At 59.9% G+C, this 13,378-nt stretch carries 11 protein-coding genes; 5 read left to right on the forward strand and 6 right to left on the reverse strand.

Features of this window, described 5'->3' with window-relative positions; all coding sequences use genetic code 11:
- Positions 1–101: 101 nt before the first annotated feature.
- From C3938_RS13890 to C3938_RS13900, 3 genes are all read right to left on the reverse strand, one after another.
- Entirely contained in the window at positions 102–1,889 is a 1,788-nt protein-coding gene (locus tag C3938_RS13890) for a M28 family metallopeptidase (RefSeq protein ID WP_105103856.1), read from the reverse strand.
- Positions 1,890–1,949: 60 nt separating this feature from the next.
- A complete protein-coding gene (locus C3938_RS13895) occupies positions 1,950–3,083 on the reverse strand; it encodes a M14 family metallopeptidase (protein WP_105103857.1) in 1,134 nt (377 codons plus the stop codon).
- Between the two features lie 507 nt (positions 3,084–3,590).
- On the reverse strand, positions 3,591–4,358 hold the full coding sequence (locus C3938_RS13900; RefSeq protein WP_233998922.1) for a hypothetical protein: 768 nt from the start codon (positions 4,356–4,358) through the stop codon (positions 3,591–3,593).
- A gap of 75 nt (positions 4,359–4,433) precedes the next feature.
- On the opposite strand from C3938_RS13900, the gene C3938_RS13905 reads away from it, so the two are divergent.
- The gene (locus C3938_RS13905) at positions 4,434–4,931 is read left to right on the forward strand and encodes a hypothetical protein (protein WP_105103858.1); all 498 of its coding nucleotides are present in this window, start codon (positions 4,434–4,436) and stop codon (positions 4,929–4,931) included.
- A gap of 22 nt (positions 4,932–4,953) precedes the next feature.
- Here C3938_RS13905 and C3938_RS13910 read toward each other — a convergent pair whose 3' ends face one another.
- Together C3938_RS13910 and C3938_RS13915 are read right to left on the reverse strand one after the other, a co-directional pair.
- Entirely contained in the window at positions 4,954–6,396 is a 1,443-nt protein-coding gene (locus tag C3938_RS13910; RefSeq protein ID WP_105103859.1) for a helicase HerA-like domain-containing protein, read from the reverse strand.
- Between the two features lie 59 nt (positions 6,397–6,455).
- Complete coding sequence (locus tag C3938_RS13915; RefSeq protein WP_105103860.1) at positions 6,456–7,451, reverse strand: helix-turn-helix domain-containing protein; 996 nt, start codon at positions 7,449–7,451, stop codon at positions 6,456–6,458.
- Between the two features lie 147 nt (positions 7,452–7,598).
- Here C3938_RS13915 and C3938_RS13920 point away from each other — a divergent pair, with 147 nt between their 5' ends.
- The 4 genes from C3938_RS13920 to C3938_RS13935 all read left to right on the forward strand — a co-directional run bounded on the left by C3938_RS13920 (position 7,599) and on the right by C3938_RS13935 (position 11,904).
- Complete coding sequence (locus tag C3938_RS13920) at positions 7,599–8,963, forward strand: flavin-containing monooxygenase (protein WP_105103861.1); 1,365 nt, start codon at positions 7,599–7,601, stop codon at positions 8,961–8,963.
- 13 nt (positions 8,964–8,976) lie between these two features.
- Positions 8,977–9,942: a bile acid:sodium symporter family protein gene (locus C3938_RS13925; protein ID WP_233998924.1), complete on the forward strand. Its 966-nt coding sequence runs from the start codon at positions 8,977–8,979 to the stop codon at positions 9,940–9,942.
- 70 nt (positions 9,943–10,012) lie between these two features.
- Positions 10,013–11,017: an SDR family oxidoreductase gene (locus C3938_RS13930; RefSeq protein WP_105103862.1), complete on the forward strand. Its 1,005-nt coding sequence runs from the start codon at positions 10,013–10,015 to the stop codon at positions 11,015–11,017.
- Positions 11,014–11,904: an SDR family NAD(P)-dependent oxidoreductase gene (locus tag C3938_RS13935; protein WP_105103863.1), complete on the forward strand. Its 891-nt coding sequence runs from the start codon at positions 11,014–11,016 to the stop codon at positions 11,902–11,904. Before C3938_RS13930 ends, C3938_RS13935 begins: the two co-directional genes overlap by 4 nt.
- A gap of 110 nt (positions 11,905–12,014) precedes the next feature.
- On the opposite strand, the gene C3938_RS13940 is transcribed toward C3938_RS13935, so the two are convergent.
- Entirely contained in the window at positions 12,015–13,367 is a 1,353-nt protein-coding gene (locus C3938_RS13940; protein ID WP_105103864.1) for a serine hydrolase domain-containing protein, read from the reverse strand.
- Positions 13,368–13,378 lie beyond the last annotated feature (11 nt).

The following is a 13,378-nucleotide window of genomic DNA, read 5'->3' on the forward strand; positions in this document are numbered from 1 at the left end:
CATACGCCCTTAAAAAACAGGGCGCCGTGTTGGCGCCCTGCGTCTGCGGTACGTGTGTAACGCCCGCGCTTACTGTGCAAACGTGGTAATCGGTGTCACTTTCACTTCCGGGCGTCTGCGCTTTTGTCGCGGGCTGCGCGGAATTCATTGCCGGAGTACCAGTTCGGCCAGTCGCGACTATTGGCGAGTTCCAGGCCCAGGTCGAGACCCAGTGCCAGATCCATTGCCGCACCTTCCAGATTCCACTGGGGGTCATACTCGTCGCCGGGCTTGTGGTAGGCGTGGGAGGTGTACTCCTCCCCCTTTTTTTGCGCCCACTCGCGGCCGTGCTCAAAACTGTCGGTTCCGGAATCGAAATACAGCATGGGCACGCCTTTCTTGGCGAGGCTGAAATGATCTGAGCGGTAGAAGTAGCCGCGTTCAGGATGGTCTTCTGGAGCCAGATAGCGCCCCTGCTTGGCGGCGGCCTTCTCCAGCAGCTTTTCCAGCTCACTGTTGCCATAACCCACTACGATCACATCGCGCATTGGACCCAGCACGCCCATGGCGTCAAAGTTGATACCAGCCACGGTTTTCTCCAGTGGCACCACTGGATTTTCCGCGTAGTACTTGGAACCGAGCAGGCCGGATTCTTCCGCGGTGACCGCGACGAACACCAGAGAACGCTCCGGGGGTTGCGGCATTTTCTTCACCTGGTGTGCCATGGCCAGCAGACCGGCGGTGCCGGTGGCATTGTCAACCGCGCCGTTGAAGATATGGTCACCACCTTCCGCGTGATCGTTCACACCGAGATGATCCCAGTGTGCGGTGTAGATGACAGCTTCATCCGGGTATTTACTACCGGGAATTTTTGCCACCACATTACGGGAATTGGAGGTGCGTACCTTGCTCTTCAGGTCCACAGAGGCGCTGAGGTCCATTGCCTTGGGTTTGAACCCGCGCTGCTTGGCGGCATCCATTTCCTGTGCCAGGTCGAGACCGGCGGCACGGAACAGTTCCTTCGCCGCGTCGCCGGTCATCCAGGCTTCCACCGCTACGCGGTCGGCATTCTTGTCATCCGCCGCAAGACTGATCTGGGCCCCGGACCAGCTGCCACTGACTACTTCCCAGGGGTAACCGGCTGCGCCGGTTTCGTGGATGATGATGGCGCCTTCGGCTCCCTGACGGGCAGCCTCTTCAAACTTATAGCTCCAGCGACCGTAGTAGGTCATGGCGTTGCCGTTGAACAGGTTTTTATCCTGAGTGGCGTAACCCGGATCGTTGACCAGTATCACCGCGGTCTTGCCTTTCATGTCCAGGCCGGCGTAATCGTTCCAGTCGTTTTCCGGTGCGACGATACCGTAGCCCACAAACACCAGTGGACTGTCCTGGAGCTTGCTCTCGGGTACCTGGCGCTGGGTAAAGGTCACCATATCCGTCAGGGGTTCCAGGGACTTTTCAAAGTCCTTGCCCTTGATGATCAGCGGGCTGGTTTCGATATTCATCTCGACCACGGGCACCTGCTGGAACCAACTGGGGTTGCCGTCTGCATCCGTAGTACCGGGCTCCAGTCCCAGTTTTTTGAACTCGTCCGCCAGATAATTGACGGTCAGTTCCTCGCCCTTGGTCGCAGGGGCTCGGCCCTCGAATTTATCGGATGCGAGCACGGCAATGTGTTTGTGCAGGTCTTTCGCCAGCTCAGCGATTTCCGTTTTTTCTTCCGCACTCAACGTGGGCTGGTTCGCGCTCTCAACGGCGATAGCGGTCTGGGCTTCGCCTGCCTGTTCTGCGGCAACCGCGGCTTCTGGGGACGCTTTATCAGTCTCTTTCTCGGCGCAGCCGCCGATGGCGGTCAGGCCGGTGAGGGCCAGCGGCAGCGCCAGACGCCGCCAATGATGGGGCAGTTTCATGGTCGTTTCCTTTTATTGCTTATGGTGAATTTGTTCGGTACCCGTTTTTCCAGCAGTTGCTTATTTGGCTGTGTCCATATAGGCGAGGGTTTCTCGAATCGGGAAGAGGATATCTTTGGCCAGCTGGCGACTGCGCGCCGGTGACCATCCCTCTACCGGGTCCGGCAGGTTGGCATTGTCCTTGAAGGGCATTTCCAGGGTGAGGGCGAGAGTGCGGAACTGATGACCGCACCAGTTGGTGCCCACGGTCATGTTGGCTTCGCCGGGTTTGTCCAGTGGGTAACCCTGCTCGGTCTGAAAGTCCGGGCTGGCTTTTTGATAGGCCTGCTTGAACACGTTTTCCAGGGCCGCATGATGGTCGTCGTAGCCGGGAATACCTTCGCATGCGGCGACGAAATTGTAGGGCAGTGCCTCGTCGCCATGGATATCGAGGAAGATATCGCCACCTGTGGCCAGCATACGCTCGCGCACCAGGTAGACCTCGGGGCTGCGCTCCATACTCGGGGTTTGCCACTCGCGGTTCAGGTTGGCGCCGGCCGCATTGGTACGCAGGTGGCCGCGCACGCTGCCGTCCGGGTTCATATTCGGCACTACATAGAACACGGTGTTTTCCAGCAGGCTGCGAGCGGACGGGTTGGCGTCGTCCAGCAGTGCTTCAAGGAAGCCCTCGACGAACCATTCCGCCATGGCTTCACCGGGGTGCTGGCGGGCAATCATCCACACCTTGCGTTTCGCATTATCCGGGTTGCCGATCGTGAGCAGGGTCATATCGCGCCCGTCCAGGGTGAGGCCGAGGGTTTCAGTCTGAACTCTCTCGTCGGTTTGTGCCCACGCAATCATGTCGAGGTGCCGCTCCCAGGAGAAGGGCGCGAAGTAGGCGAGATAGATGCCGGGCTGTTCCAGTTCGACGGAGAAATCGAGTACCGAGCCGTCGTACTGCGCGTCGATGCGGAACCAGTTGTGGCGGTCGTAGGAAGCGCAAACCCGGTAATTTTCCCAGCCGGCGGGGTAGGCCGCCTTGCCAGCGTTGCTGATGCGCAACGGGTATTTTTTTCCTACCTCGCCTTCGAGACGGAAGTGGAACCATTGATAGAAATCGGACTGGTTGTCGATCCGGATGGCCAGTTCGATAGGGTTGCTGTCTTTATTGATGACTTTGATGTTGCCGCTGTCAAAGGCGCTGCTGATGTGCATGCGTGAGCTCCGCAGTAATCGTCGCAATGGAAAGGGCTACCGGGAGCGTGATGAGGCGCCCGGCGTGTTGTTGTGACTGTCTGGCAGGATACAGATTCGCAACAAAAATTCAGGATAGCCCAAGGCAGCTTGAAGCAATTTTCTTTCCGGGGGCGATTTTACAGCGAAATATTTTGAGCGGCGGGCAATAAAAAAGCGCGGTGCTCTTGTCGAACACCGCGCTTCTGCCAATCCTTGGCGGCACCTGCTGAGACTACTGCTCCCTGAAATTTCTGGCGTCAGACCAATGACGACTTCTCACTGCCCCGGTCATCGCGCGGTGCGAACCACAAACACACCTTCAGAAACGTTGTACTGCTCCCTGACATACCTCAGCAGATGCTGTTTAAAGTTTAGGCAGGCTTTCGGGAGCCCGTTCCGTGCAGGCGGAAACTTGGCGTCCAATCGGTTAACTTTTAGACAGTTTATACAGCTCTGCGCATGTGCGCGACTGGAGTGAATCTGACGTCAGTCGAAGTTCAGCTCGCCGTCTTTCCAGTATTTGGTGCCCTTGAGGGTTGCCTGCAACGCGACGCCACTTTCGGTGAGTTGATAGACACGCATTCCATCCGCTACCACCTCGCCACCCACGGCGACCCCCTTATCCTGAGCTTTTGCCGCTGCGTCCGCGTGGCCGCCGAAAGACCAGCCGTGCTCCACAAAACGGTTCATCACTTCGGCGGAATCGAACACAAACAGTGCGCGGAAATCCTTGACGCCAAATCCAAGGCCGACACCCACTTCCCCCATTTTCATATAGGTGCGTTCGCCGGACTTGCTCACCGCAACGCCATAACCGGTGGATGCGCTGGCCAATAGCAGGTTGACGTTGACGTTACTGAACACCGCATAACCCGGCGCGCGGGCTACGTCACCGCGCAGGTCGGGTTTCAGGCGGTAGAGCTCGTCCAATACCTGACGCTCGGTCTGCTGGATATGGGCGCGCTGTTCATCGCGAGTCTGACCGGGTGCGGCACAGGCAGTGATCAGCAATGTCTGGAGCAGCACAGACAGTAGTGCGGCGGGGCGAAAAACCCGGCGTAAAAATGAATGCTGTAAAAGCGGCATGGTGGTTTCTCCAAAATGCGTACAGGCCATGGGCGGAGCCGTACGGATATCCAATGTTTCCGCCAGTGGCGGTCGGTGTTGTGAGGTCGTGGATGGGCTTGTGACGAGAATACCGATACTGTCCCGCAGCGCCTGCGACATGGCGCACAAAGAGCGAATTGACGCCACTTTCAGCCCCTTTGCCAAATCGGGTATTCTTGCCGCCCTATAACGACTTCGGGATTCCATAAGGGAAACACACGCATGAACCAATCCATCAAACGGGGCGTGGCCGCCTCCTGTCTGCTTACTCTGGTGCTTAACCTCACTGCTTGCGGTTACTTTCTGTATCCGGAGCGCAAGGGGCAGTCAGGTGGTCGTGTCGACCCGGTGGTAGTGATTCTCGACGGTGCGGGTTTGCTGTTCGGTATCCTGCCGGGGATCGTGGCGTTTGCGGTGGATATTACCAACGGCACCATCTACTTGCCGGCGGGTGGTTCCTCCGCCATCGACCGTCACCTCACTGCAAGCGAGCCTGATGCGCCTCAAGTGGTCGACGAGAACGGGCAGGCGTGGGTTGAGCTGCCACTGGACGCTGCGAACAGTGAGCATGCCGTTGATACCCTGAGCCTGGGCCAGGTACATACGGCACTGGCGCGATACACCGGTCAGCCGGTGGCGATGGCGGATATTGTGTGGTTGCAGGATCTGGCGGCGCTGGAGCAGGCGCGCGCGGAGCAGCGGGCAACGGCCGCACGCTAACCGTCTCGGCGCTCTTCTGGCGTCAGCGTTTGCGCCCGGTGAGCGCTCCCATAATGCCGCGCATCAATTCTCTGCCGATCTGGCGCCCGAAACTGGTGGCCATTTTGTCGAAGGATTTTTCCAGGGCGCTCGGTTTAGTGGCGGCCGCCCGGGGTTTGCCCTGCGCCGGCTCGGTTTCCGCCTGTGTGCGGCGCTGCTGCAGCTGCTCATAGGCGGATTCCCGGTCCAGTTTCTGGCTGTATTTGTTTCTCAGCGGATCGTTTTTCATCAGTGCGTTGCGCTCGTTGTCATCGAGCGGCGTCAGGCGACTCGCGGGTGGGTGAATCAGCAGGCGTGAGACCGGCTGCGGTACGCCGTTTTCGTCGAGGCAGGAAACCAGCGCCTCACCCACGCCCAGTTCACCGATGACCTGCGCAGTGTCGATTTCGGGGTTGACGCGAAAGCTGTTGGCGGCGGCCCTGACGGCCCGCTGCTCGCTGGGCGTGTAGGCTCGCAGCGCGTGCTGCACCCGATTGCCGAGCTGGGCCAGAATGTCTTCCGGGATGTCCAGCGGATTCTGGGTGATGAAGAAAATTCCCACCCCGCGGGAGCGGATGAGCTTCACGATCTGCTCGACTTCGTCGCACAGATTTTTCGGCAGGTCGTCAAACAACAGGTGGGCCTCGTCGAAAAACAATACCAGTCGCAGTTCGCGATCGCCCACTTCCGAAAGGTTTTCGTACAGCTCTGCGAGCAGCCACAGCAGCAAAATGCCATACACCGCAGGCTGCATGTCGCTGGCGTCCAGCAGGTGAATGCTGTTGCTGCCGGTAAGGTCGTTGAGATCCAGGGCGGGTTCGCCGAATAAGGCGTCGGCGCCCTGGGATTCCAGGGCGAGATATTTGCGTTTGATGGCGCCGAGACTGGCGGAGGAAATGGTGCCGAATTCCGTCAGCAGCGCCTTGCGGTTCTGGTCGGCGTAGTCGATCAGCGCCAACAGATCCTTCCAGTCCAGAAGCAGCAGACCCTGCTGGTCGGCGATGCGGAACAACAGTTGCATCAGCCCCAGTTGATTGTCGTTTAGCTGCAGCATGCGCCCGATCAGTTCCGGCCCGAGTTCCGTCGGGGTGGTGCGCATCGGCAGCCCGCCCTTGCCCCAGAGGATCAGCGGGAAGCCGCGAAAGTATTTATCATCCAGACCGAACTGTGGCAGCCGCGTGCGAACCTTGTCGTTGCCGCCGCCGGCGGCACCGAGACCGCTGAGATCTCCCTTCAGGTCGGTCACCAGGGTGGCGACACCGCGCGCACTCAGTTGCTCCACCAGATAGCGCAGGGTAACGGTCTTGCCGGTGCCGGTGGCGCCGCAGATCAGGCCGTGCCGGTTAAGCATCTGTGGCAGCAGCCGGCCGGTAGTGGCGGGTGTCTCTGCGGATGTGGCTTCCAGGCCTATGGCGATCGGTTGCGAGAGGTCGGGTTGGTTCGGCATGGAGGTTCCTGTTTGCGGCAGGGAATCCCTGTAACTGTAGCCTCGCTGTTCCCGCCCGGTTATGCGGATTTCATCGACTTGAACGCTTTGGGCGAGAGACCGGTCCAGCGCCGGAAGGCTTTGCCGAAGGCGCTCTCGTCGCAGTAGCCGAGAGCCGCGGCGATATCCACGTTCGTTTTTTCACCCTCCCGCAGCCACTGGCAGGCATAGTGGCTGCGCACTTCATCCTGGATGGCGCGAAAGCTCGCGTTCTCCTCCAGCAGTTTGCGGCCCAAGTGACGCGGGCTGATGCACAGGCGCGCCGCCACCTGTTCGCGAGAGAGTTGCGGTTCCTGTTGTAGCAGGTGGGCAACCCGCAGCTGCAGGCTTTTGCTGGTGAGTGCTTTCAGCAGGGCATCCGCTTCGGGTTTCAGTCGCGCCATTACCTGGCGGTCAGCGGCCACCAGCGGAATTTCGAGATCCTGGGGACGGAACCGGATACCGGATGATTCCGCGTTGAACTGTACAGGGGCCTGCAACAGTTGCTGGTATTGCTGCTGCACCGCCAGAGAGGGGGTGGGGTAGGCGAAGAGTACGCTCTGTGGCTGGAACTCGCGCCCGGTCATCACACGGGCCTGGGCCAGGCAGATGGACAGGACTGTTTCGACTCTCAGGCGCGCGCAGCGCAGGTAGTTGGGGCGGTAGCAGAGCTCCACGTAAAAGCTGCCGCGGCGCATTTCGAACTGTCCGCCCTCACCCAGCAGTGGGTGGTAGATGAGCAGTTGTTCCAGCGCGGCACCGAGATTTTTCTGGGTCATCAGCAGATAGCCCACGAGCCCCATCTGGCTGCCTTGCATGGCCTGTCCCAGGCGGATGCCGAGCAATGGGTCCGGGTGGGCGTCCTGAACGGCCAGCCAGATCTCTTCCTGAACGTTCATGGGAACGCGCTCATTTTCGTTAATGGCGGTCAGGAGTGCCTGTGCGCGGGGCGGGAGCTTCAGTTGAAGCCGCTCCAGAGCGCTTATAACTGCTCGTGTATAGCTAAGAGTGACACTTCTGCTGTCGACGGTATTCAATTTGATTGTCCGAAATTAACCAGATGCTGCCCGATTATGACGACGGCCTTTGGGAATGTCACGTTATATTGAATCCCGATGTGATATGACAAGAAAGTCAGTGGAATACAGGTGTTCCTTCTGACTGGCAATAGCGGGAAAAGAATAATGAAGCCATTAGCGGTGAATAAGCCATACGCGGTAATCGGCGCCGGTCCCATGGGGCTGTGTAGTGTACGCAATCTGGTCAAGCACGGAATCCCCTGTGTGGGGTTTGAGATCCATCGTGATGTAGGCGGGCTGTGGGATATCGACAGTCCCACCAGCACCATGTACGAGTCCGCGCATCTGATTTCGTCCAAGCGTATGACCGAGTTCGCCGAATTTCCCATGGGCGAGGAGGTGGCACTGTTCCCGCACCACAGTGAGCTGCGGGCATACTTCCGCGCCTATGCCAGAGAGTTCGACCTGTACCGCCATTACGAATTTGAAACCGAGGTGGTGAGTTGCGAGCGTATCGATGACGACTGGCACATCACCACGCGCTGTAAGGGTGAAGAGCAGACCCGTGTCTTTGGGGGGCTGCTGATCGCGAACGGTACTCTGCACCATCCGAATATGCCGGAGCTGCCCGGTGCATTCGCCGGCGAGCTGTTGCATTCCTCCGACTACCGCGACCCGGCTATTTTTGCCGGGAAGCGCGTGCTGCTGGTGGGCTGTGGCAACAGCGGCGCAGATATCGCCGTGGACGCGGCACACCGTGCCAAAAGCGTCGACATCAGCCTGCGTCGGGGCTACTACTTCCTGCCCAAATTCATCGGTGGCAAGGCCACCGATGCGGTGGGTGGCAAAATCAAACTGCCGCGCTTTATCCAGCAGCGTATCAGCGCCGCGCTGTCTAAATTCATGTTGGGTACTCCGGAGCAGTACGGCCTGCCGAAGCCGGACTACAAAATGTTCGAATCCCATCCGGTGATCAACTCGCTGATTCTGCACCATATCGGCCACGGCGATATCAAGGCGCGCAAGGACATTGCCGAGGTGAATGGCCACAAGGTGACGTTCGCGGATGGGAGCAGCGGTGAGTACGACCTGATCCTGATGGCGACGGGGTACAAGCTGCACTATCCCTTTATCGATTCCTCCCATCTCAATTGGGAGGGCTTTGCGCCGCGCATGTACCTGAACGTGTTCCACCCGGAGTACGACAATCTGTTCCTGATGGGGATGGTGGAGGCCGCCGGTCTGGGGTGGGAAGGACGCAATCGCCAGGCGGAGATGGTAGCCCTGTATATTCGCCAGCTGGCGGCGGGGGCGGCTTCGGCGACGAAGCTCAAGCAGATGAAGCGGGTACAGGTCGGCGATCGCGCCGACGGTGGCATGCAGTACCTGAAACTCGAGCGCATGGCCTATTACGTACACAAAGATACTTACCTGAAAGCACTGGCCGGTCACACCCGGGACTTGCTCCGTGACTGTCAGGTTGCGGATACTGCACGTTTTTCAAACAATCCGGCCGCGGCGACCCGCTGAGGTCGCCAGGACCATGAATAACGTGAATGCAATCATCTCCGCCTCCGTATCCTCGTCCATCGACAGCTTCCAGATGTCTTCGGGGGCGCTGCTCGCCCTGAATGCGGTGCTCGCATTCATGATGTTTGGTGTGTCTCTGGGTCTCAAAACCTCGGATTTTCGCCGGGTGCTGAGTCGCCCGGTGGCGCCGGTCACGGGCCTCGTGGCCCAGTTCCTGCTGTTGCCGGCCATTACCTGCTTTGGCACCTGGGCACTGGATATCAGCCCGGGGTTGGCGCTCGGCATGATTCTGGTGGCCTGCTGCCCCGGTGGTACTTTTTCCAACGTGATGACCTGGATCGGGCGCGCCAATGTGGCCACATCCGTCAGCATGACCGCCATTTCCAGCCTCGCCGCGGTGGTTCTCACGCCGCTCAATTTCGCCCTGTACGGCAGCCTTAACCCCCACACCCGCGAAGCCCTGCAGGCGATTCACCTGCCGGCGGAGAATATGGTGCTGATGGTGGTGATGGTGCTGGCGCTGCCCATGGCGCTCGGCATGCTGGTGGGAGCGCGTTTTCCCGGTTTCGCGCTGCGCAGTGAGCGGTACTTCCGCACGGCATCGCTGGGGGTGTTTCTGCTGTTTGTGGTCATCTCCTTCAGCAAGCACTGGCAGACCGCGCTGGAAATTGCGGGCTCGGTTCTGGTGCTGGTGATTGCGCACAATGCGGTCGCCTTCCTGATTGGCGATCTGGCGAGCCGCAGTGCGCGACTGCCTCAGGGGGACCGGCGCGCGGTGACCATGGAAGTCGGTATCCAGAATTCCGGGCTCGCACTCGCGATCCTCTTTACCTTTTACCCGGGCTCCGGGGAAATGCTGGTGGTGGCGGGTTTCTGGGGTGTCTGGCACTTGGTGTCGGGACTCAGCCTGGCCGGTTACTGGAATTACAGCAATCGGCACGCGCCCCGCGGAGAGGGGCGGATCGCGGATTCGCTGTAACGCGTGTTCGCCGGCGAAGGCTGGCGACTGTCAGAACAAAGAACAACATACATAAAAACAAGTGCATAACATGAGTGAAAAGCGAGTACTGATCACAGGGGCAGCAGGCTATGTGGGCCGTTTGCTGGGGGAGGCACTGGCGGCGCGTATGGACGTGGTTGGTGTCGATATTGCGGTGCGCGACGCGGCATTTCCCATTTTCCAGATGGATATCTGCGACGCGGCACTGGCGGAGCTGATGCGCGCCGAGCGCATCACCCACGTGGTGCATCTGGCATCGGTCGTATCGCCTGGGCGCGACCGCGCGCGCGAGTACCGCATTGATGTCGAGGGTACGCGCAATGTGCTGGATGCCTGTATCACCGCCGGTGTAACCCACCTCACTCTCACCAGCAGCGGTGCCGCCTATGGCTACCATGCGGACAATCCCGCCTGGTTAAGCGAAGACTGCCCACTGCGAGGCAACCCGGAATTTGCCTATTCCGATCACAAGCGTCTTGTGGAGGAGATGTTGGCGGAGTATCGCCAGCATCACCCGCAGCTGAAGCAGTTGATTTTCCGCCCCTGTTCCATCGTCGGCGCTACTACCAACAGCAAGATCAGTGCGCTGTTTGCCGGTAAAGGCATTCTGGACCCGGGTGGCCACAACTCACCATTTGTCTTTATCTGGGACCAGGACGTCATCGGCGCTATCGAGTACGGCGTACTGGAAAACGCCTGCGGCATTTACAACCTGGCTGGCGATGGCGCACTGACGCCACAGGAAATTGCCCGTCTGCTGGGCAAATCCCTGCGCCGCCCGCCGGTGTGGCTGCTGAAGGCGCTGCTGGCTGTCAGCTTTAAACTGCGGCTCGGCAATGTGCAGCCGGCACAGGTGATGTTCCTGCAGTACCGTCCGGTGCTGCTCAACACGCGTCTCAAGCGTGAACTGGGTTACCGGCCGCGTAAGACCTCCGCAGAAGCGTTTGCCTTTTTCGCGAAAGAGGCTCTTGGCATCGACATAGATCCGCGCACTGCGCGGGTAACCCATGCCGAGATACCCCCAAATGCTGTAACGGAGGGGCAGACCGCATGAAGGTAGCTCTGAAAACCCCGCAGAACCGGGAGAAGGTTTTTGTCGTTACCGGCGCCGCCGGCGGCCTCGGCTGGGCGCTCGTGCAGGCGCTGGAAAAGGCGTACGCCAATCAGGGGCCGCTGCGTTTTGCGCTGATCGATGTGGAGGCCAATGCGGTGGCCGCGCGCGCGCGCGAGCTGGCGGCGCGGAATGTCGATGCCGATGTATTTGTTGCTGACCTCTCTTCGGAATCCGCTGTGGCGGAACTCTGCGTGCGCCTGCGCAACCGGTATGGGTGTGTCGACCTGCTGGTAAACAACGCCGGCATCACCCATCGCAGCCTTTCCACCCTGACCAGCAATGCGGTTATCCGCCGGGTCATGGCGGTGGATTACCATGCACCGGTGGAGCTGGCCCAGGGGTTGATGGATGAGCTGCGTGCCGCCTCCGGCTGCGTTATCAACATCAGCTCCATGGCCGGCTGGATGCCGGTGCTCGGGCGCGCCGGCTATTGCGCGGCCAAAAGCGCGCTGCATCAATACTTCGAAACGTTCCGCGAAGAGGTGCGCGATGAGGGCGTACGCGTACTCATGGTTTACCCGAGCTTTGTTGCTACCAATATCGACACCAATGCCCTGGCGGGTGATGGTGGCCGTGCCCAGCATGCCCAGAGTACCGTCGGCCAGGTGCGCAGCGCCGATTGGATGGCGAGTGAGATCGTTCGCGCGTTGATGACAGGCAAAGAACGTCTGTTTCCGCGCGACAAATCGCTGCTTGGTGCTTACCTCTACAAATTCGCGCCGAAACTGTTCCTGCGCCAGATGGTGAAAAACTTCCGGGTGGAACTCGAAGAAGGCAGGAAGCTCGCGCGGCAACCCCGCGCGGCAACCATTGTTTCAGCGGAGTAGTTTATTCTCCGCTACTGAAACAGGTTGCCGTTCTTGAGAAGGTAGGGGGTAGTGCGGCCAACCAAACTGCCCCGTATACGGCGCGGCCAGAAGCGTGTCGGACACGTGCGTTATGGCAGCATGCGCGCGAAATTTTCTCCTGTGGGGTAATCGCCGGCAGTCCATCCCAGGCGCACAATCACGGTACTGGTGGACGGGGAAATCATCACGGCCTGCGCGCGATTACCCAGCATGAAATAGCTGTCTTCCGGTAATTCCGGGAAGCGCAGCGCTTCCCCTCCACCGTTCAGCCAGAACTGGTAGCCGTAGCGCGGGTCGTTGTCGCTCTGATTTGGACGCCGGGCGGCATCCACCCAGTGTTCCGCGATCAGTTGCTCGCCATTCCAGTTGCCCCGGTTCAGCATCAGTAAACCCAGTCGCGCCCAGTCGCGGGCGGAGGCGTAAATGTAGGAGCTGCCCACGAATACGCCACTGGCATCCATCTCAAACACCGTGTTGCGCATGCCGAGCGGGTTGAGAATCTGTTGCTGAAAAAAGTCCGCGTTGGCCTGCGGGGTACCGCCCAGTTGCTGGGAAATCCAGCGCGCAAGCAGGTTGGTGGTACCGGAGGAGTATGAGAAACGCTTGCCCGGCGCGAACTTGAGCGGGCTGTTCAGGGCGACGTCGGACGCGCTGTGCGCATTGAACAGCATACGGGTGGCATCACTGCCCGGCGCATAGGTTTCGTCGAAATCGAGCCCGGAGGACATCTGCAGCAGGCTTTCCAGCGAAACCTGGCTGCGCGAGTCGGCCCATTCCGGAAACAGTGGTTGTGACGCTTCAAGCTGTGGCTGCAGCGTTTGCAGGCGACCCACCATCATTGAGGTCAGGCTCTTGCCCATGGACCAGCCGAGCAGTGGCGTCTGTGCGTTGGCCCCTTCGCCGTAGGACTCTGCCACCAGCTTTCCGTTCTGTACTACCAGCAGCGCGCGGGTGTGCAGGCCAGCGGCATTGTCGCTGGCGAGTATCTCGTCGAGGGTCCGCTGGAGTTTCCCGTCAATATCCTGCGCGCCGTTGCCCACGGGCCATTCGGCATCACTCGATGCAATTGGCGTGAAGGCGAGACTGTCCAGCGCAGTGGTGTCACCGATATCCAGGGTGCAGCCGAGACCGGGGCGGTAACGAGCGCTGGTTTCACCGAGGCCGAGCAGGGTGGCGGTTACCCGCCTGGGGTTGTCTTCATAGCGCAGGTCGAGCAGGCGATTGGCGGGGGAGTAAGAGGCCAGATCCTCAAGATTCTGTGCGGCGCTGAAGCCTGATACGTAGCGCCCGGAGCACGCCAGTTTAGCCCCCATACCGGTGGCGACCGTGACGGCGTTGCCAAGCTGGGTAATGGAAAATCCGAGCAGGGTAGGGGCCAGCAGGGCCAGTGCGAGGCCGAGGCAGGTGAGCGTGGCGAGAAGAGTCAGGATTATTTTTTTCACGGGTTGACCCC

It is taken from the genome of Microbulbifer pacificus, assembly GCF_002959965.1.
Taxonomy (GTDB): Bacteria; Pseudomonadota; Gammaproteobacteria; order Pseudomonadales; family Cellvibrionaceae; genus Microbulbifer; species Microbulbifer pacificus_A.

Bases quoted from the DNA above. Each gene is read 5' to 3' on its own strand.
- C3938_RS13890 (WP_105103856.1), bottom strand. From the start codon at position 1,889: ATGAAACTGCCCCATCATTGGCGGCGTCTGGCGCTGCCGCTGGCCCTC.
- C3938_RS13895 (WP_105103857.1), bottom strand. From the start codon at position 3,083: ATGCACATCAGCAGCGCCTTTGACAGCGGCAACATCAAAGTCATCAAT.
- C3938_RS13905 (WP_105103858.1), top strand. From the start codon at position 4,434: ATGAACCAATCCATCAAACGGGGCGTGGCCGCCTCCTGTCTGCTTACT.
- C3938_RS13910 (WP_105103859.1), bottom strand. From the start codon at position 6,396: ATGCCGAACCAACCCGACCTCTCGCAACCGATCGCCATAGGCCTGGAA.
- C3938_RS13920 (WP_105103861.1), top strand. From the start codon at position 7,599: ATGAAGCCATTAGCGGTGAATAAGCCATACGCGGTAATCGGCGCCGGT.
- C3938_RS13925 (WP_233998924.1), top strand. From the start codon at position 8,977: ATGAATAACGTGAATGCAATCATCTCCGCCTCCGTATCCTCGTCCATC.
- C3938_RS13930 (WP_105103862.1), top strand. From the start codon at position 10,013: ATGAGTGAAAAGCGAGTACTGATCACAGGGGCAGCAGGCTATGTGGGC.
- C3938_RS13935 (WP_105103863.1), top strand. From the start codon at position 11,014: ATGAAGGTAGCTCTGAAAACCCCGCAGAACCGGGAGAAGGTTTTTGTC.